Origin of the sequence: Cupriavidus sp. YR651 (assembly GCF_900101625.1) — a bacterium.
GTDB lineage: Bacteria > Pseudomonadota > Gammaproteobacteria > Burkholderiales > Burkholderiaceae > Cupriavidus.
The window spans coordinates 25,168-44,710 of record NZ_FMYZ01000011.1; the positions used below are offsets into that span (position 1 = coordinate 25,168).

General features: G+C 62.4%; 17 protein-coding genes. 5 read left to right on the top strand and 12 right to left on the bottom strand.

The window, feature by feature from the left end:
- Positions 1 to 521: 521 nt before the first annotated feature.
- The 3 genes from mctP to BLR29_RS24360 form a co-directional block, all read right to left on the bottom strand.
- Positions 522 to 2,018 (bottom strand): monocarboxylate uptake permease MctP, encoded by a 1,497-nt coding sequence (mctP, locus tag BLR29_RS24350; RefSeq protein ID WP_092140434.1) that lies wholly within the window; start codon positions 2,016 to 2,018, stop codon positions 522 to 524.
- Entirely contained in the window at positions 2,015 to 2,212 is a 198-nt protein-coding gene (locus BLR29_RS24355) for a DUF3311 domain-containing protein (protein WP_092140436.1), read from the bottom strand. Before BLR29_RS24355 ends, mctP begins: the two co-directional genes overlap by 4 nt.
- 518 nt (positions 2,213 to 2,730) lie before the next feature.
- On the bottom strand, positions 2,731 to 3,786 hold the full coding sequence (locus BLR29_RS24360) for a DMT family transporter (protein WP_092140438.1): 1,056 nt from the start codon (positions 3,784 to 3,786) through the stop codon (positions 2,731 to 2,733).
- 550 nt (positions 3,787 to 4,336) lie between these two features.
- Here BLR29_RS24360 and BLR29_RS24365 point away from each other — a divergent pair.
- The 5 genes from BLR29_RS24365 to BLR29_RS24385 all read left to right on the top strand — a co-directional run bounded on the left by BLR29_RS24365 (position 4,337) and on the right by BLR29_RS24385 (position 9,723).
- Positions 4,337 to 4,780, top strand: a complete 444-nt coding sequence (locus BLR29_RS24365; RefSeq protein ID WP_092140440.1) for a cupin domain-containing protein — start codon at positions 4,337 to 4,339, stop codon at positions 4,778 to 4,780.
- A gap of 317 nt (positions 4,781 to 5,097) precedes the next feature.
- Positions 5,098 to 5,280 carry a hypothetical protein gene (locus BLR29_RS32115; RefSeq protein ID WP_143018522.1) on the top strand — a complete coding sequence of 61 codons (183 nt, stop codon included), beginning with the start codon at positions 5,098 to 5,100 and terminating at the stop codon, positions 5,278 to 5,280.
- A gap of 638 nt (positions 5,281 to 5,918) precedes the next feature.
- Complete coding sequence (locus tag BLR29_RS24370) at positions 5,919 to 7,739, top strand: sulfatase-like hydrolase/transferase (protein WP_255371414.1); 1,821 nt, start codon at positions 5,919 to 5,921, stop codon at positions 7,737 to 7,739.
- Positions 7,740 to 8,995: 1,256 nt separating this feature from the next.
- Positions 8,996 to 9,304 (top strand): H-NS histone family protein, encoded by a 309-nt coding sequence (locus BLR29_RS24380; RefSeq protein WP_255371415.1) that lies wholly within the window; start codon positions 8,996 to 8,998, stop codon positions 9,302 to 9,304.
- A gap of 95 nt (positions 9,305 to 9,399) precedes the next feature.
- Entirely contained in the window at positions 9,400 to 9,723 is a 324-nt protein-coding gene (locus tag BLR29_RS24385; protein WP_092140446.1) for an H-NS histone family protein, read from the top strand.
- 695 nt (positions 9,724 to 10,418) lie between these two features.
- On the opposite strand, the gene scpA is transcribed toward BLR29_RS24385, so the two are convergent.
- The 9 genes from scpA to BLR29_RS24430 all read right to left on the bottom strand — a co-directional run bounded on the left by scpA (position 10,419) and on the right by BLR29_RS24430 (position 19,256).
- On the bottom strand, positions 10,419 to 12,563 hold the full coding sequence (scpA, locus tag BLR29_RS24390; RefSeq protein WP_092140448.1) for a methylmalonyl-CoA mutase: 2,145 nt from the start codon (positions 12,561 to 12,563) through the stop codon (positions 10,419 to 10,421).
- Complete coding sequence (locus tag BLR29_RS24395; RefSeq protein ID WP_092140450.1) at positions 12,560 to 13,408, bottom strand: Pnap_2097 family protein; 849 nt, start codon at positions 13,406 to 13,408, stop codon at positions 12,560 to 12,562. Before BLR29_RS24395 ends, scpA begins: the two co-directional genes overlap by 4 nt.
- A 1-nt stretch (position 13,409) precedes the next feature.
- The gene (locus BLR29_RS24400; protein ID WP_092140452.1) at positions 13,410 to 14,729 is read right to left on the bottom strand and encodes an MSMEG_0569 family flavin-dependent oxidoreductase; all 1,320 of its coding nucleotides are present in this window, start codon (positions 14,727 to 14,729) and stop codon (positions 13,410 to 13,412) included.
- 70 nt (positions 14,730 to 14,799) lie between these two features.
- Positions 14,800 to 15,087 (bottom strand): MSMEG_0570 family nitrogen starvation response protein, encoded by a 288-nt coding sequence (locus BLR29_RS24405; protein WP_092140454.1) that lies wholly within the window; start codon positions 15,085 to 15,087, stop codon positions 14,800 to 14,802.
- 3 nt (positions 15,088 to 15,090) lie between these two features.
- On the bottom strand, positions 15,091 to 16,107 hold the full coding sequence (locus BLR29_RS24410; protein WP_092140455.1) for a sll0787 family AIR synthase-like protein: 1,017 nt from the start codon (positions 16,105 to 16,107) through the stop codon (positions 15,091 to 15,093).
- On the bottom strand, positions 16,104 to 16,658 hold the full coding sequence (locus BLR29_RS24415; protein WP_092140457.1) for an MSMEG_0567/Sll0786 family nitrogen starvation N-acetyltransferase: 555 nt from the start codon (positions 16,656 to 16,658) through the stop codon (positions 16,104 to 16,106). Before BLR29_RS24415 ends, BLR29_RS24410 begins: the two co-directional genes overlap by 4 nt.
- Positions 16,655 to 17,734, bottom strand: a complete 1,080-nt coding sequence (locus BLR29_RS24420) for an MSMEG_0568 family radical SAM protein (protein WP_092140699.1) — start codon at positions 17,732 to 17,734, stop codon at positions 16,655 to 16,657. Before BLR29_RS24420 ends, BLR29_RS24415 begins: the two co-directional genes overlap by 4 nt.
- The gene (locus BLR29_RS24425; RefSeq protein ID WP_092140459.1) at positions 17,727 to 18,752 is read right to left on the bottom strand and encodes a Nit6803 family nitrilase; all 1,026 of its coding nucleotides are present in this window, start codon (positions 18,750 to 18,752) and stop codon (positions 17,727 to 17,729) included. The genes BLR29_RS24420 and BLR29_RS24425 overlap by 8 nt, the downstream gene beginning before the upstream one ends.
- Before the next feature lie 21 nt (positions 18,753 to 18,773).
- Positions 18,774 to 19,256, bottom strand: a complete 483-nt coding sequence (locus tag BLR29_RS24430; RefSeq protein WP_092140461.1) for an MSMEG_0572/Sll0783 family nitrogen starvation response protein — start codon at positions 19,254 to 19,256, stop codon at positions 18,774 to 18,776.
- Positions 19,257 to 19,543 lie beyond the last annotated feature (287 nt).

Consider the following 19,543-nt stretch of genomic DNA (forward strand, 5'->3'; position numbering starts at 1 on the left):
ATTGATCGAACCAACTACTGGTTTTCCAAGGCGGTCAGGATGCCCTACACCTTCGGGCCGTTGGAGGCGTTTCGCCCATCCAAACAATCCAACGAAGCGAGTTCTTGCGCTCAGTCGTTGATTCACCTAGGCGGGACTGGCACGCCTTCGTAAATCTTGTAACGCGGGAATTTCGCTCTACTGACCAGCCTCACCTAAAGATCAAGGCCATCGAGATCACTTGGTCCCCTCTCACACAATGGATCAAGAATAATCGGCTCGGCCATGACGCGCCTGTCCCGGTCGTCAAACTCACCCGCGACGGCAAGCCTGATCCGGCGCTGGTGTGTATGACCGAACCCTATGACCCGTCCGTCAAGCATGAATTTACCCGTCTGTCCTCATGATTTTTCTTTGGAGAGACTCGCAAGGAGTGTCTTGTGCAGAAGGGAATGCAAGGTCGGAAGCTCGATCTCTGGGCAGGTTTGCGCACTGTGCGCAAGGGGCGCCCCGCAGGGCGCCCCTTTTTCGTTTGCGCGAATTCAGCGACCTGCCGCCGCCGCGGTCATCGCGCGTGTTCTGGGCATGATCGCGGACACGATCACCGACACGACGATGTTCACCGCCAGCGCAAGCACGCCGATGTAGACCGGATACGTCGCCCCGCCAAGCTGCAGCGGATAGACCGGTTTCAACCCCATCGAGATGGCCAGCGCGGTACCGGTCACGATGCCGATGAACCACCCGGCGAGCAGGCCCGCAGACGTCAGGCGACGCGTGTACAGCGAGAACACCACTGCAGGGAAGGTTTGCAGGATCCACACGCCCCCAAGCAGCTGTAGGTCGATCGCGAACTGGGTCGGCAGCACGACGATGAATAGCAACGCGCCGAACTTGACGATCAACGAGAACAGCTTGGCGTTCCTGGCCTCCTTCTCCGGGGTGACGTCGGGTGCGATCAGCGGTTTGTACAGGTTGCGCGTAAAGAGGTTGGCTGCTCCGATCGACATGATGGCTGCAGGTACCAGCGCGCTGATGGCAATGGCCGCAGCCGAAAAGCCTACGAACCACGAAGGGAACAGGCGCGACAGCAGCGCCATCACCACGTCGGAAGCGGACTTCACATGCACGTCGGCAGCGATGGCCATGTAGCCGAGCAGCGCGATCAGGCCCAGCAACAGCGTGTAGGCCGGCAGCGCGATGGCGTTCTTGCGCACCGTACTCGCCGAAGCCGATGACAGCACGCCGGTCATCGTATGCGGATACATGAAGGCGGCTAGCGCCGATCCAAGCGCAAGCGTTGCGTACGCCGTGAACTGCGATGGCTTCAGCATGACACCGGCTGCACCGCCCTTCGCCGCGAAGAACGTGTCGGCGGCATGGAACAGCGCGCCATAGCCACCAAGCTTGGCCGGAATCACGGACACCGCGACGATCACCACGATGTAGATCATGATGTCCTTGACGAACGCAATCATCGCGGGTGCGCGCAGGCCGCTAGAGTACGTGTATACGGCCAGGATGGCGAACGCGAGCATCAGCGGAATCTCGCCATCAACACCCAGTCCCTTGATGACGACCTGCATGCCGACAAGCTGCAATGCGATATAGGGCAGCGTGGCAACGATTCCGGTCACCGCTATCGCCGCGGGCAGCCATTTGCCACCAAACTCGCCCTGCACATAGTCGGCCGCGGTGATGTGATTCTTGCGTTTGCACACTTCCCAGAGCTTCGGCATCACCGCAAACACGAACGGATACACGATGATCGTGTACGGCATCGCGAAAAACCCGTAAGCGCCGACCGAATACACGAGCGCGGGCACCGCGATCACGGTGTAGGCCGTGTAGAAGTCGCCGCCGACGAGGAACCACGAAATCAGCGTGCCAAACTGCCTGCCACCGAGCCCCCATTCATGAAGCTGCGACAGGTCCCCGCGTTTCCAACGGGCGGCAAAAAACCCGAGAACGGTGACCAGGGCGAAGAACGCAATGAAGACCGTCATCGCGACGCCGTCGATTTTTTGCGGATCGATCATCGCTGGCTCCGGTACACGATATACAGCAGGACTGACGTCAGCGGCACCCAGAGAAACTGGTACCAGTAGAAAAACGGAAAGCCAAACAGAACGGGCTGCGCGTCGTTGTAGAACGGCAACCACAGCAGTGCAATATAGGGGGCAAGCAACAGCGGCCATACCCGCGTGCGCCTTGCCTGGTTCGATGTCTCCATGTCCTTTTCTCCGGTAGATGGTGCAATCCGCGCGTGTCGTCGGTGTTTCGCTGCCGCACGGTTCGTGGGGACCGATTCTAGGAGTTGGCGCTATGGGGAATGTGTCACTGTGCGACGGAAACGAGCGTGCATGTATCGCTCTGCATCAGCATGCTTCCCGTACACATGCCGATACAATGACGAGCCAGTGCAAGAAGGTCGCCCCCGACTATATGCCTTCGGAGACACAGCTCGCGTGCACGTGGCGTCCCAAGATCGCTGGGATCCCCGCTGAGCAAGGCTTTGGGCGACGCAAGATAAGGGTGTTACCGGCGAGAGCCAGTCCGAGCGGATTCTGATGCTTTCCGTTAGCACGCCCGATCGCGCCACCGCCCGAGCCACATCACTGTCACGTGCTGCGCGGCAGCAACGTCTCAGCGCGGCCAGTTGGCGTCAGTCGGGCCCCAGATCTTTAATGACTGATTCGATCAGAAGTTTTCGCTCAACCCTAGCCGAGGAGGATGGGAGCCAATGACACTCTAATGAGAATGGCGATGATGCACATCCGGATAGTGCGGATGCTTGTGCACCATCACCTCATGCTCGTGCCAGTGGCTGTGGGGTTCCTTGCCATCCCATGAGAAATCGTGCTCATGCTGATGATGCTCGTCGTGGCGATGCGAGTGGCTGTGCGCCAGTGGCTCATGGGTATGCTCGTGCTCGTGCCGCTCTCGCAAATGCAGCCACACGCCCAAGCCCATCAAAGCCGCAGCAAACCAGAACGCCAAGCCCGGCACCTCAGGCCAAATCAAAAACGAAATCAAGACGCCAAACAATGGTGCAACGGAGAAATACGCCCCGGTTCGAGCGGTTCCCAACAGGCGCAGCGCCACCACAAACAAGGCGAGACTCACACCGTATCCAGCGAATCCGACGATCAGCGCTCCCGCCGTAGTACTGACAGATGGAAACACCGCCCCATGCATCAAGGCGAGGCTCGTGTTGCATAGCCCCGCGACAAGCCCCTTCAGGCAAGCGATGAGCAGCGCGTCATTGTTGGAGACCTTGCGGGTCAGGTTGTTGTCAACAGCCCAGCACAAGCAGGCTCCGACGATAAGCAGCGCGCCAGTTGACATCTGCAGGCTGCCCGGCTGCCAAGAAAGCAGCAAGCCTCCGGCCACGATCGCGATCATCCCCAGAACAATTTGTCGGTCGGCATTTTCTTTGAACACTACCCAGGCGATGACGGCCGTGAACACGCCCTCCACGTTCAGCAGCAGTGATGCCGAAGCGGCATTGGTCGAGACCAGCCCAGTCATCAGCAACGCCGGCCCCGCTACGCCGCCCGCAAGGATTGCGCCAATCAGCCATGGCACTTCCCCTCGCGGAATACCGCCGTGATCATTTCCCGGATCAGGCGTCATCCAGGCCCTCCGGATCGCGAGCACAAACGCCAGTCCGATGCCACTGCCAAGATATAGCAGGCCCGCCAAATGGAGCGGGGCAACGGAACCGGTTAGCGCTTTGGCCAGCGGCGTGCTTGCGCCGAAAAGTAGAGCGGCCAGTAATGCCGGAGATGCGGTACGAATGGACATGGCAGATCAGGGGATGGGGCGAAAGTGGACTCACAGACTCACATTTCCAGCACTGCTTGCGCTTCCAGGCAGCCGGCGGCCCGGCGCTTCAGCACCATGCCGCAAAAGGGCAGGCAGCACGTCGCGGACAGCGCGACTATAGAGGCATGGATGCACCTGCGCGAGCTCCAGTTCGTATCACGCATCGAAACCTCGTCGCTTTCACGCCAGGTTTTCGCCGTCAGAGACGTCGAAACATGACCGCGCGGGGACCCGCCTTCTGTCGTGTCATCCCACTCCTCCGCAGAGGAGGCCTATGCAGCATATTGTGCAGCAGGCGAGGCATGTTTCCCGCAGACGTACGCGGACGAACGAGCGGTATGTTTGTTCAATCCGCGTTCGGGTAGCGGGCGTCGCCGGCCACGTCATCTGCTATCTTGAATTGCGGATCAGCACTCGCAATGGCGCCGCAGAAGCCGACACCACTCGATTTGAAGACGCTGGCACATCGACCAGATCCCGGCGCGGCTATCTGATGTGACGAAATCCGGGTTGACGGAGACAGCAAACCATGAAGCCACAACCATTTGCGGTAACACCTGATGCGTATGCGCGCGCGCTCAACGTCGTCGGTGAGAAGATCACCGTGCTGGCTTCGACTACAGCCACGCAGGGCTACGAAGTGTTCCTGCAGCAGGGCGACAAGGACAGTGGCCCCCCGCCCCACAGTCATGACTGGGACGAGTCGTTCTACATTACCAGGGGCACGGTCGAGATTGGCTTTGGCGACCAGACCGTTACTGCTATCTCTGGCACGTTTGTTCATGTGCCCGCAGGCACGGTGCATTATTTCCGTTTCGGACCCGAGGGTGGCGAAATGATCTCGATAACAAGTCAAGGCGGACGGGCATCCCAACTGTTCACCCGTATCGATGAGGAGGTTCCGCTGGGGCCGCCGGATCTGGAGAAACTGGCTGGGGTGGCGCTTGAGTGTGGCGTAACGATTGCAGGATGAGGCGTGTTCTGGCACATGGGGCCATGGGCTGCATGGTCGGAACTGTCCGCCACATTACGGGCATTCTCAAGAGGCTCCCCCAGATACTGGCGTGACGACCCTCTTTCCCCTTGCCCGCGAACTACGCGTTCGCCAGGATCCGCCACGGTTCCTCAGGCTCGCCACCACTTCCGCATCATCGAGAGGATCCAGGTTGCAACACCGGGGTGCAGGTTGCCGGCGAAATCGCCTTGCGCTTCGGGCGCCGGGGTTAGTGGCATAGGCTCGACAGGCGCGATAACGGAGATGGTTGTGCGACGCAAGGGCGAGCAAGGAACGTGACCATACTCTCCGTATGGGACGTTGAGGAAAAGCCAACAACGAACTTCGGACCCATCGCTGGATTGCAGTGCTACCTGCGCGACCATGGCGTCATCGCTGGCATGCACATCGAGCAGGCCAAGACCGATGCCGAGGTCGGGCCGACCATGTTGGAGCTGCGGGAATGTCGCTGGATCTGAATCCTTGTACGTATCCTTAACCTTCCCTCGGGAATGGAAATCGAGCCGTGGAAGAACGTCTGGCATTCCGCCGGGGGTTGGCCGTTGCCGCAGGGTAGCGAGTTCGCTCCGGGCTGCAACCAGTGAAGGCCCTCAATCGGTCGAGCGCTCTCTTTGCGCCGGCGATCGCCGCGTCGTCGCAGGCGGCGTGCACTTGGCCGAGATTAGTCGCATCAGCCTCGTACGGCTGAAACAGTCCAGACTTCGGACGTTCACACGTTCTTTACAAGTGGCCGAGAGGGGTTGGTCAGAGACAGCCGCGGCTCGGCGGTAGGCAGCCGGCCGGGACCGGCCATCTCCAGACGCTGGCCCGAGGCTCACCATCGACACTCGAAGGGCGGTTCCGCCACAGGTAGTGGTTGTAGCAATTGGGCTACCGCACTGCACTTTTGCGGGCCAAGACGGAACGGTAGTCCTTCCCACCTAACTACTGGCTGGACGGTCATAGGCTTCAAATGCTCATGTGCGGTGGGCAACGTTCAAGATGCAACAGCAGCCGCAAGTCGGCTTGATGGCTATAAGCGATATTGATAGGCTGCCGTAGTCCCACCTGCCCGATAGCATGCTGCGATGCAGAAGTCAGCCATGCGGCGAGCGCCATGGATGAGGAGGCTGAGATGGCAAATGACAAGGAATCGGGATCTGCACTGACTCGCCGGGAGTTCCTGCGCACTACTGGACTGGGAGCTGTGGCGTTGAGCCTAGCCCCAGGCGAAAGCACGCAGGCCGCAGCGCCCGGTGCCGACAAGCCAGCGCCCGCCACGGGAGGCCGCCCGGCAAGCCCGTTTAACATTCTCCTAATCCTTGTCGATCAGGAGCGCCATTTTCGGCCTGGAGAGCTGCCAGCGGACTATCGCTTGCCCGCACACGGGCGCCTGGTGAAGAGCGGCACGATGTTCGTGAACCATCAGATCAACTCGTGCGTCTGCACGCCATCCCGCTCCGTGCTTTACGCGGGGCAGCACATCCAGCAGACGCGGATGTTCGACAACACGAACTTCCCGTGGATAAGCAGCATGTCGACTGAGATTCGGACGCTCGGCGACATGCTTCGCGACGCAGGCTACTACACCGCGTACAAGGGCAAGTGGCATCTCACCAAGGAATTCGAAACGGTCAACAAGCTCGGCACACCGACCAAGATTTTTACCGCCGAAATGGAGGCCTATGGATTCTCCGATTACGTCGGCATTGGCGACATCATTGCCCACACGAGCGGCGGTTACCTGCACGATGGGGTGATTGCCGCAATGGGCGTGAGCTGGCTGCGCGGAAAAGGCCGCGAGCTGGCGGCACAGGGGAAGCCATGGTTCCTCGCGGTCAACCTGGTCAACCCGCATGACGTGATGTTCTACGACACCGACGCTCCTGGAACCGAGGTCCAGGCACGGCGCGGACTCACGCATGTCGCTCGCGACCCGGATGACCCACTGTACGCGAGGCAGTGGGACTTCATGCTTCCGGCAAGCCGGAAGCAGGCCCTCGATGCGCCGGGGCGCCCGCCAGCGCACCGCGATTTCATTCGCTCGCATGATGCTCTGGTCGGGGCCATCCCAAACGAGGACGCGCGCTGGCGTCGGCGCCACAATTACTACCTGAACTGCATGCGCGACGTCGACCGCAATATTGCAGCCATTCTGGCCGAACTCGATGCTGGAGGCCTCACCGACAAGACCATCGTGATCCTGACGTCGGACCACGGCGACATGGATGGTGCCCACCAGCTCCATGCCAAGGGCGCCGTCTCGTATCGGGAGCAGAACAACGTTCCGCTGATCATCGCTCACCCCGCCTATCAGGGTGGCAGGCAATGCCGCGCAGTAACGTCGCACCTGGACATCGCGCCGACATTGGTTGCAATGACTGGCATCGGCGCCGACAAGTGCGCTAGCATCGTCAGGGGGCTTGCAGGGAAGGATTTCTCGGGGCTACTCGACGCGCCTGACAAGGCGGGTTCGGGGGGCATTCGCGATGGCGCGCTGTTCTGCTACAACATGCTGGCCTATATCGATGGCGATTTTCTTTTCAAGGCCGTGAACTACCTGCAGAAAGGCGGAAAGCCGGACCAGCTCAAGAGCGTGGGCATCCGGCCCAACCTGATGAAGCGAGGCGCGGTACGTTCGGTCTACGATGGACGCTACACCTTCGCACGGTACTTCTCGCCCAAGCAGCACAACCGGCCGACGACGCTGGAAGAGCTCAACCGGTTCAATGACATGGAGCTTTACGATCTGCAGACCGACCCGTTCGAGATGCACAATCTGGCGGCGGACAGCAGCCACCGCGAGCTTCTTCTCGCAATGAACGAGAAGCTGAACCGTTTGACAGACGCTGAAGTCGGTGAAGACCGTGGGCAAATGCTCCCCGGCGGCATCGATGCAGGGTGGGATGTAACGGCCGAAACCATGGCCGGCGCATGATGCATCTGGGATGAGCCTTGGGATCAAATTCGTGGCCCCCAATGCTCCCTCTCCCTCCAACTAGACCGAGGCGAACGGCGGTTGTGCCTTGGAAGCGTCGGTACGGTGTCCCTGGTCCGAATGGCGGTTCAGGGTTGTGGATTCGGCCATTGCTGCGCACTCAGCCGCACCGCGCGGCTGGTGGCATCGCCTGCGGCACACCGGTGTGTCCTGAGCAGCGGCTTGGCGGTTAATCGCATTTTTTGACGCTAATCGGATTGCGAATCGGACGGCAACACAATTCCATCACGCTTGTTGATCGGTCAGAGTGTCCCGATAATCGGCGCGCCATCGAGATCATCAGGCGCAGGGCCTACCGCTATCGCGACAACGAAGCCTCTACCTCAAGATTAGGCGCGTTCCCGGAATTCCTCGTTGAACCCCTTTTTGACAGCTCACAAAAGCATTGCCACAACGGCTTCTGCCCCTTGCAGCAGAGCGTACGGATGTCGGACCCAGGGTCATGAATCCATGCACCGCGCACGAGGTCCCGGCTGGCTTGCTGGTTGAGATACATGACGGCCCTCTATATGGCGTTGCAGCGCTTCGCAGTGTTCCAGCATCGTCGCGTCAGGCGCAACGATGACGTCCGCGGCCTCTATCCCATCGAAAATACGAAGGTAGAGCTGTCGGGAAACAATGGCGGCCGAAGCCACCAAAGCACAGATACCCAACGCCCGAAGAGTCAGAGAGAAATTTGGCGCCATCCGACTATTCTGATACGGAAAAAGATGACAGGCAGAAGCCTACATGAGCGCACGATTTGCAGCTGCCATGCCTTTGCCGTATTGACACGGATGGAGAGAACCGTAGCAGAATTCCAGTTATGGAAGCGTATCTAACATAGACGTATCGAATGACCAGGAAACAGACGGAAGCACTACCAGCCGGTCGATACTGGGCCGTCCCGCATGCGCCCTTCCCGCTGGACGGACCGAACGGGCACGATGAAGTTTTTCCCGGCGCAGAATGCGTCAGCGACGGCAAGTGGGCGGTTTTTTTTCGCAACGACGAAGAGGTGTGGGCGTGTAACGCGACGTATGCCGCAGCACATTTTGATTTCAGGCCGCTCGGCTCTAGCCAGCCGCCTCCCCTGGCAAGCCGGTAGTCATCACCCCTGACGTTAGCTGCCTTCGTAACACCTGATTGAAGCATGGCCTAAGTCTGGTCCGACAGAGTGTCTTGCTGCCACAACGCGGCTTTATATGAACTGTAAGATGACAAGAAAACCCGATTTGCGAACAACTCTGGTAGACATCGAACATCCATCCACCGGAGTAGAAATTCGAGCACGTGCGGAAGCGATTCTCTGGATTAAGTCAGCCGTTGCGCGCCACGGCATTACACTGGAACAACTCGAGCAAGCGGGCTGTTTCGCCCCTGCGCAATCGGGAGAAAGATCCGAGAAACCTCCTAAGTACAAGGACGCTGCCGGCCGTGTCTGGAATGGTTTGGGTGTCGCTCCGGAGTGGTTGCAACGGGCAATCAACGCGGGTCAATCGATGGAGCATTTTCGAATCTCGTAAGCCCTGTACCTTGCCCCCTTTTTGCTCCTGCCTTTTTCCTTCAGTTGTTTTTGATATAGGATGATTGAGTTCCATGAATCTTGAAGGAGAAACTGATGGCAACATACAAGCAGTTGCTGGCTGAAAAGGAGGCACTGGAGGTCAAACTTTCGCAAATGCGTGCGGATGAGGTTGCGAGTGTCGTTGAGAAAATCCGTAGTCTGATGGCCGAGTACGGCTTGACGGAGCAGGATATCGCGCCAAAGCGTCGTCGCGGGCGGCCGGCAAAGAGCGGTGCGAGTGACTTAGGCGTGAAGGCCCCGCTGCCTCCAAAGTATCTGGATCCCAAGACGGGTAAAACGTGGTCTGGCCGCGGGCGTGCACCGGCCTGGCTGGGTAAGAATCCCAAACGCTTTCTTATTGCCGAAGAGGCCATCTGAGTTTCCCTTCGGCCAGCGCACACTCGATTTGTGTCGGCAGCGGCCGAATAGAGTGGCTATAACTTCCTGCCAACTACTAAGGCCGTGATTGAAGATCGATGGCGGAGAGACAGGCCAACGTCCTTCGAAATTGCTTCCAGCGGTTTGGGTACGATCGTCGTTCGTTGATACACTCCACAACCGTCGAGAACCAATCTACAGAACATTGTACACACGGCTTCGCAGTGGAATCTAAGTGGATCCAGCGCCGATCTCTCCCCCTTCAATCTTGACGGCCGACGGAATGTATTCGCCGGAGACCTGTGTCATCGCAAGGTACCAGAAGGAAAGTCTGGCGAGCGGCGCCTCCGGCGGTTTCGCGAGGCACTCCTCCGCAGACTAGTAGCATCGGGAGCATATTGTTTGCTTTAAAAATGGCTGCGGGTCGCACGTCAGATGAAAATGACCGGTTTAGTCGCAGGGCGCGTACTCCACGGGCCTGCATATCTGACCGCCCTTATTGACCCACGCGCTGGATCCGCAAGGCGTACGTGTGGCCTGTTCGGACGATTTCCTTGCCCCTAACCCCATCGATGCAGTGCGGCTGTCGATCGGCCGCGTACCCAGCCAAGGCCATCCGGGGCAGCGCTGCGGCGCGCGGCTGCGCCGTTGCAGAAGGATGGCCGGCGCAGCATCCGCACGATGTTTTGAGGCAGCTATGCGCGCGCGCCTGCGTCGACTGGCTCGGTCACATGGGCCGTCGCGTTGTCACTTTGTGGCTGATTAGCCAATGCCGCCACGATTTCGGTCACGATGATATCCATCGGCGTGCCAGGGCCGAAAACACCCAGCACACCTGCGTGACGCAATCGCCTGATGTGTTGCTCCGGGATGATTCCTCCAAGGAAAACAGGCATGGCTCGCGCATCGCGACCCACCGCGCCTAGCGCGTCGAGCAGTGCAGGGACCAGTTCAAGATGTGCGCCACCCAGCGACGACACGCCCACCGCATCGAAACCTTCATAGTGCGCCTGGACCGCAATAGCCTGCGGCACTTGGAACAATGGCGTCAGTACTACCTCGAATCCCGCGTCGGTGAGCGCGCTAGCCACGGCGCGCACGCCCCGGTCGTGCCCGTCCTGACCCAGCTTTGCCAGCAGCACGCGCGGGGAACGCCCAAATTGCCTGCACAGTCGGTCCACACTGGCGCAGGCCGCCGCCCAGACCGGACTTTCCGCGCGCGCAAGGCCGTATTGCCCGTCCTGATACAACGATGGTTGTTCGTGACGCGGCCAGACCGCCAGCAGCGCTCGGGTGCACTCCCCTACCGTGGCGCGGCAACGCATGGCGTCCATGGCGAAATCGAGCAGATTACCTGTCCCGTGCCGCGCCGCCGCAGTCAGCGCATCGAGCGTGCTCCGCAATGCCGCATCGTCGCGCGAGCGCCGTAAGGCCGCCAGCAGGTGCGCCTGCCGGGCACGCGTACTGGCGCCGTCGACCTCGCTACACGCCTGCGGCTCCGCGCGCTCCTGCTGGTACCGGTTGACGCCGACGACGACATCTTCGCCCGCATCGATGCGGGCCTGCTGGTCCAGCGCGCGACGGTGGATCTGCCGCTGCACCCATCCTCCCTGCATTGCCGCCAGCACGCCGCCTTGCGCGCCTATCTGCGCCATCAGGTCGCGCACGCCATCGGCCATTTGCGCGGTTAGCGACTCGATCAGGTAGGAGCCCGCCCAGGGATCCGCCACGTCGCTCAGGCCGAACTCGTGCTGCAGGATCAACTGCGTATCTCGCGCCAGCTGCGAGGCCTCCACGCCGGGCAGCGCCAGCGCCTCGTCAAAACCATTCGTATGCAATGACTGAGTACCGCCGAACACCGCGGCCAGCGCCTCTACCGTGGTGCGCGCGATGTTGTTGCGCGGTTGCTGTGCCGCCAGTGACCAGCCCGACGTCTGGCAGTGCATGCGCATCGCCGTCGCCCGTGCCGAGCGGCCACCCTGTTCCCGGACGATCTCGTGCCAGAGCAGGCGCGCCGCGCGCAGCTTCGCGATCTCGACATAGAACGACTTGCCCACGCCAAAGAAGAAACTCAGCCCGCCGCAGAAGCGGTCGACATCGAGGCCGCGCGCATCCAGCTGGGCCAGGTAGGTGCGCGCGTTCGCCAGCGTCAGGGCCAACTCCAGCGTCGGGTCCGCGCCGGCTTCCTGGAAGTGATAGCCCGAGATCGACATGCCGTGGAAATGGGGGGCATGCCTGCCCAGCCATTCCACGACGTCCGTCGCAATGCGCAGCGACGGCACGGGCCCATGGATCCAGGCATTGCGGACCATGAACTCCTTGAGAATGTCGTTCTGAATCGTGCCGCGCAGCGCGTGGAACGGCACTCCGCTCTCTTCGACCGCCACCAGGAAGGCGGCCATCACCGGCAGCACGGCACCGCTCATCGTCATCGACACCGACACCTGATCCAGCGGGATGCCCTCGAACAGCCGCCGCATGTCGTCGACCGAGTCGATGGCCACGCCGGCCATGCCCACGTCCGCTATCACCGCTTCATCATCAGAATCATAACCACGATGGGTGGGCAGGTCGAACGCCACAGACAGTCCCTGCGCCCCGCGCCGCAGCGCCTCGCGGTAGGCGAGGTTGGATGCCGCAGCGTCGGCAAAACCACCGTACTGCCGCACCGTCCACGGCCGGCTGCGGTACATCGTCGCGTACGGACCGCGCACGTAGGGCGCGTCTCCGGGCAGACTGCCCAGGTGGTTCAGGCCGTCAATGTCCTCCGGGCCATAGACCGGCTTCATCTTCAACCGCGTGTCCGAACGGGCCAGCGCGTCATCCACGTCGGGCTTCATCGTTGTCTCCAGCGTTTGCGGGTCACCACATCGGCGATCTTCTCGCCATCGCGCGCACGGCGGATCTCGCACCAGTGCCCTAACTCGGCATCGTCCGCGCGCGCGGCCGCGAAGTTCAGCTCCAGCGCTTCGCCCACGTTCACGTTGCCGTGAAAGAACAGGTCGCGCTCGCACACCACAGGCGGTTCGGAATCGGTGCGCCAATGCCATTCCGCGCGATCGACCATCGCCTGGAAACTGGCGAAGTAAAGCAGGTCCGCTCCATTGAAGTCCATATAGGGACACGGCAGGAATTCGATAGCATGGCTCGTGGCATGCCGTGTCTGGTCCAGCCCGAGGTGCGCGTCCCAGTTACCGCCGCGAAAACACCGCGCCAGCGTCGACAGTTGCAGCCCGTCAGCCGCCTGTGGCGTGGCCGTACCCTTCCCCATCGCCATCGGCATCGGCATCGGCATCGCGCGGACCACCGACCGGTTGTCTCGCTCGCGCGTGCGCCGGACGAACGTGGAAAGCATCGTCACCCGGGCACGACGCGCGCCATGCGCAACCAGCACATGCTCGCTCAGGTATTTGGCACCACCAGCCGCACTCAGGAACGAATCGATGGTAAAGGCGTCGTTCTCGCCGATCGCTTCCAGCGCCGCTTCGCGGATGCGGATGGCGGTGAACGCCGCGTAGGCGCGATGACCCTCAGCATCGCGGAAATCGGGCACCACCTGCCCGGCGATGGCCGCCAGCTGCTGCCAGTGCCTGTCCCCGCATGTCTTCCAGAGCCAGTTCTCGGACAAGCCGGTATAGGAAAGCGCGGGCATGCCCGCGACGAAGTGCGAACGGACGGCTTCCATGTCAGGCCGCCAGTGCATCCCGCTGGTTGGCCGACGCGATGGGGTCGGCAATGGGGTCGGCGGTGTGCTCAGCGATCAGGCCGGCAATGTGCTCCGCATCGCGCGCAATGCCGGAGAAGCGCCCCGAGCCCCAGGTATGGAGCCACGGCAGTCCGAGGAAATACAGACCCGGATGCGTCGTGACGCCACGTTCGTGGCCGGGATAGCCGCGTCCATTGAACACCGGCACTTCGAGCCAGCTGAAATCCGGACGGAAGCCGATGCACCAGATGATGCTGCCGATGCCGGCGACCAGCGGATCGAATCCGTCGCGCTCGCCGGCCGGCGTCCAGACCGGCGTGTAGCGGCTCGCTGGTGGTGCATCGATGCCGCGCTCGGCGATGTACTTGTCGATGCTGGCGTTGATGCGGTTGTATGTGGCATCGGCGTCGTCCAGCGCCTGACCCAGGTTAGGCGCGAAGCGCAGCACGCCATCGCGGTAATCGTCGAGCACGCCGTACAGTTCCATCCCCTCGTTGGCAAACCTGCGCAGGTCGATATCGCGCCCGCCGTCGCGGCCGGTCACATAGTGATTGGTGTTGTCGCGTACCCCTTCGCGCAGCGGATGGGCGGTCACCGGCAGGTCGTAGTACTTCATGTCGGCCAGCCAGTCCACCACGTCGCGTCCACGATAGAAGCGCGCGCAGCGCGGCGCCTCGCCAACGGCCAGGTAGACCTTGCGGCCAGCCAGATGCAGATCTTCGGCGATCTGAGCGCCGGACTGGCCGGACCCGACCACCAGCACCGCGCCCTCGGGCAGCGCCTGCGGATTGCGGTAGTCGGCGGACTGGATCTGCGCGATGCTGTCGGGCAGCCGTTCCGCCATGCGCGGCACGATGGGGACGTGATAGCCGCCCGACGCCACCACCACGTGGTCCGCCGTGAACGTGCCTGCGCTGGTGACCACGATGTAGCCGCCCTGCGCCCGGCGTTTGACGCTGCGCACCTCGGTATGCTCGCGCACCGGCGGCGCCACCTTCTCGATAAAGCCATCCAGATACGCGATGATCTCGTCGCGCTTCATGAAGCCGTGCGGATCGTTGCCAGCATAGGGATGCCCGGGCAGCGCGCATTGCCAGTTCGGCGTGACCAGGCAGAACGCATCCCAGCGCTGTGCGCGCCAGGTATGGGTCATGGTGTGCTTCTCGAGCACGAGGTGTTCGACGCCCGCGCGCTGCAGGAAATAGCTGATCGACAAGCCGGCCTGGCCGCCGCCAATCACGATCACGGGAAGGTGTTGCGGCTCGGCTTCGGTGCGGGTGGCATTGCTATGGTCTGACATGATTCGTTTCCTTCGGTGGAATGCAGGGGCAATACGTATGCCCCGCGGAATGGCCTGGCGACTGAAGGGCCTAGCGACTGAAGCCGAGAATTTCAACGGATGCATCGGGCTGGCCGGCAAAGCGCCTCGCATCCCGCTCGATCGCCTTTGACTGGTCCTGTGCGGCCGAGCATGCGTAGCCGTATTTCCTGGCCACGCGCTCGGAAGCCTCACTGAGCGCGCGACGCGCCCGCGCTAGGAACTCCGGCAGCGCGTAGACGACGCCCGCCTCGAAGTGCTCGGTCACGATGGAGGAAGGCGAGTAGTAGCGCGCTTCTCGCTGGTCCGACCAGCGAACGTGCAGATAGGTCACCGGCATGGTTCAGCGTCCTGATGCGATGGCGCCGGGCAGGTCCGCTTCGGCGGCCCGCGACGGCAGGATGAATGGCGTCGCGCCGTAGTCCCACACCTTCGCCGCTTCGCCGCGATAGGCGATACGGAGACAATGCGAGGCGTCGAGCGCGCCGATGTCCGCGCAGGCGATGCCGCGCGCGTGAAAGCGGGCGCAGACGTCCGCGGTATGATTAGCGTCGACCGCCAGCACGAAGCCGTAGCTGGGGAATGCCGCCAGCCAACGCGAGATGGGAACGCCCGGCGGGATCGGCAGCGCATCGAGATCGATCGTGCCGCCCACGCCCGAGCACTCCATCAGCATCAGCGCGGTACCGACCGCTCCGCCCATGCTGATGTCCTTGGCTGCCGCGCACAGCCCCTCTTCGGCCAAGGCCGGCAACAGTTCCAGATCCTGGCGCAAGCGGCCGGCGGGGGAGTCGGTTGAGGCGTTCCAGTACGGATACGGTTCCATGAACGCGCCGCGCAGATCGACCGCCATCAGCAGCCGTTGCCCCGGGCGCGCCGCAAAGCTGGTCAGCAGGCGCCTGGCGCGGCCGAGGATGGCGACGGCCAGCTGAGCGCCATCGTTGCGGGCATTGCTGTGCCCGCCCACGATGGGCACGCCGTAGGCGGTCGCGGCAGCCGCCATGCCGCGCATCACTTCCGTCGCACCGCCAAGGTCTTCGCTCCAGATCGCATCCACCACGGCCAGCGGCCGGCCGCCCATCGCATAGATGTCGCTGATATTGACCATCACCGCGCTGTATCCGGCAAACCACGGCATGCTGCGGATGAAATCGCCCACCATGCCCTCGATGGCGAACAGCAGGTGGCCATCTCTATCGGGAATGGCCGCGCAGTCGTCGCCCAGCAGGATGCCGCGGTCTTCCGCGCGCTGACCGGCCGGCAGTGCGCGGTGCAGGTGCGCCAGCATGCCGGCGATATCGGTCTTGTGGCCAAATCCTCGGCTTTCGCGCAAGTCACACGCCAGCTGTTCCGCATTCATATGCCCCTCCTGCCTTCGATCGCAAAGCCGGCGAACGGTGTGTGGCACGGCGGGTAGTCATGCAGATTGGCCTGCATCAGGTGATGCGGGCGGCCGAGCAGCATTTCCTCGGCCAGAGTGCTCCAGTGCAAGCGACGGAACAATGGGACGTTCTGGCTCTGCACATGGGCGAGAAAGCGCTTGCAACCCAAAGCGTGGGCGCTGCTGACGGCCAGCCGGATCAGCGTGGCACCGATGCGCCCGTGGCGCCGGTGCGGCTGCGCCACGGCCAGCCGCGATCCGTACCACACGCCCGGCTCGCTCTCGTGGATGCGCACGGTGCCCACCACCTGCCCTGGAGCGCCTGTCCGTTCGTCGGCAAGTTCCACCGCCACCAGCAATTGCGCGGCATCGTCGACGGCATCGCGATCGTCGCCGCGAAAGATCCCCTGCTCCTCGCAGAACACGACCCGGCGCAGCGCATAGGCTTGCTCGATTTCCCAGCGGGCATCGGCCCAGCGCACCCGATAGGCGGGAATCGCCGGCACTTCGACACAGAGATCGCGGCTCATGCCAGCCCTCCTTCGTATGCGGACAACGACGAACACGCGCCGCATTTGCCACAGCCGGCCTTGATGTCGGCCGAACGCATGCCGGCGTTCGTCACCATGTCGCCAAGCGGCGCAAGGATGTCGCGCATGAACGCCGGGGTCGGAGCCGGATGGTCTTCCAGCGGCGTGCCGGAAATCGGCACGAACGGCACCACGAACGGATAGACGCCGATCTCTACCAGCTCGCGCGAGATCGACAGGATCGCCTCCGCGCTATCGCCGAGGCCGGCAAGGATGTACGTGCTGACCTGGCCCCGGCCGAATACCGCGACCGCGCTGCGGAAGGCCTCCATGTAGCGGGAAATCGGCACCGTTGCCTTGCCGGGCATGATGCGATCGCGCACGGCGGGCGTGACCACTTCGAGATGCATGCCCAGGCTGTCCACCCCGGCGGCGCGCATCCGTGCAAACCAGCGGTCGTCGTCGGGCGGTTCGCATTGCGCCTGGATAGGCAGCTCCACGGCCGCGCGAATCGCGAAGGCGCTGTCGCAGAGAATGCTCGCGCCCCGATCGGGCGTAGGTGGCGTACCGGTTGTAAGGACCATGTGCTTCACGCCGTCGAGCAGCACGGCCGCCCGTGCCACCTCCGCAAGCTGCTCCGGCGTCTTGCGGGCAATCGTCCGCCCCGCTGCCAGCGATTGGCCGATCGCGCAGAACTTGCAGGTCTTGCGCCGGCTTTCGTAGCGAATGCAGGTCTGCAGCACAGTGGTCGCCAGCACATCGGCGCCATGCAGCGTGGCGATGTGCGAATACGGCACGCCATCGAGCGTCTGCATGCCGTAAAAGCGTGGCGCCTTGGGGAAGCTGATGTCGGCAATGGGAATGGTGCCGCGCTTGAGCGAGCTCGTGCCGCCCGGGTCAGGAGCGGAAGCCACGAACGGCGAATGCCATGCGGTGCTGGTATGCACCGGCACCATGATGGTCACGCCATCGATGGTCACGGCCTTGTGGTCCGATGGTCCTGCGCCGCCGCGGCGGCTGGCGGCACCGGCGAGCGGATCTTCCAGACGTAGTCCGACGGATTGAAGCTCAGTCATCAACTGCCGGCTCGAGGCCGACATCGATTCGCTGGGATGCATGATCAGAACTCCATGGAAAAGCGGAAACTGGCGCGGAGGTATCCCGCATGGCCGACACGGTGCTGACTGGCCGGTCGTTGATGGCAAGGCTGAGCAGTTCCGGCCGCGCGTAGTGGCCGACCGAATCCATCATCCGTTTGCGCTTGGTGATCAGGCCCATGTCCAGGTCGGCCACCACCATGCCCTCGCCTTCGCGCAGTGGCGGGGCCAGGTGTTGGCCTTCGGGCGACACGATGGCCGTGTTGCAGCCGCCGCGCAGCGCCTTCTGCAACGCCGGGTCTGGGGTGATCGAGGCGATCTGCGCATCGCTCAGCCAGCCCGTGGCGTTGACCACGAAGCAGCCAGCCTCCAGCGCATGATGGCGGATCGTCGCCTCGATCTGGTCGGCGAAGATCGGGCCCACCAGCGACCCCGGAAACTGGCTGCAGTGAATTTCCTCGTGCTGCGTCATCAGCGCGTAGCGCGCCAGCGGGTTGTAGTGCTCCCAGCAGGCTAGCGCGCCGACGCGGCCAATCGCGGTGTCGGCCACCTTCAGTCCGGCAGCGTCGCCCTGGCCCCAGATCATGCGTTCGTGGAACGTGGGCGTGAGCTTGCGTCGTTTGACTGCCAGCTTGCCCTCGGTGTCGAAGATCAACTGGGTGTTGTAGAGGCTCCCGTGGTCGCGCTCGTTGACGCCGAGCACGACCACCATGTCATGCCGACGCGCCAGCTCGGCCACGGCGTGCGTCACGGCACCGGGTATCGTCACCGCCTGCTCGTACAGCCGCAGATGATCGCTGCCCGATTGCACGGGCGAGCGCACAAAGGAAAAGTATGGGTAGTACGGCACGAAGGTCTCGGGAAAGACGATCAGCTGTACGCCAGCGCGCGCGGCACGCTCAATCGCGTCCACGACCTTCGCAAGGGTGCCCTCGCCGCTTTCCAGGTCCGGCGCAATCTGGACGGCCGCGGCACGTACCATTCGTTTTGGTGTCATGACGATACCCCTCGCGTACGCTCAGACGGTCCAGGTGTCGATGATGAGCGCGTTCTCCTTGCGGTGAAGCAGCTTCAGGTCGAGCACGTCAAGCGGGTTAATCGGGCGGACGCCCTCGATCAGCGAGGCCTCGCCGTGGCCGTAGAGGGCCTGCAGCGCAAAGCGGCACGCGTAGACCTTGCCGCCTTCGGCCATGAACTTCTTGAGTTGCTTGTTGAAGTTCAGGTGGCCGGGGAAGGCCTCGTCACCCAGCGTGGGAAAGCCGCGCTGCAGACCCAGCGTGACACCCGGCCCGTAGAGCAGGATGCTAGTGTCGAAGCCCTTGCGCTGCAGGCGCGTGGCTTGCAGCATGTTCACAAAGCCGATCGAGCCTTCGAAGGCGACAGTGTGGAACGTCACCAGCGCTTTCTCGCCGGGTTCGGCCTTGACGTCCTCGAACACCTTCTCCTCGAAATCGACCAGGAAATCTCCGTCCTTGTGAGCAGGTTTGTTGACTGCGGGCATGCGTGGCTCCAGTGCTAGGTGGTGGATTGCGGACGCCCGTTATGGGCCAGGGTCCGGTCAGGGATCGCCCTCTGACATACTCCCCAGTGCAACCGATGTGCCACCAAGCTGGGTTGGCCATCCAATCAATGCGCAATCAACGAGGCGATAAGCACTTGGTCGCATCCTTGATCGCATTGCTTGAGTCTTCCACGCATCACAGCTCCCATCTTTGTCAATGAGCGGTCCGACGAATCGCATGCACCGCGATCACGCCATTGATTTGACGCGGAGGCATCAGCATGGGG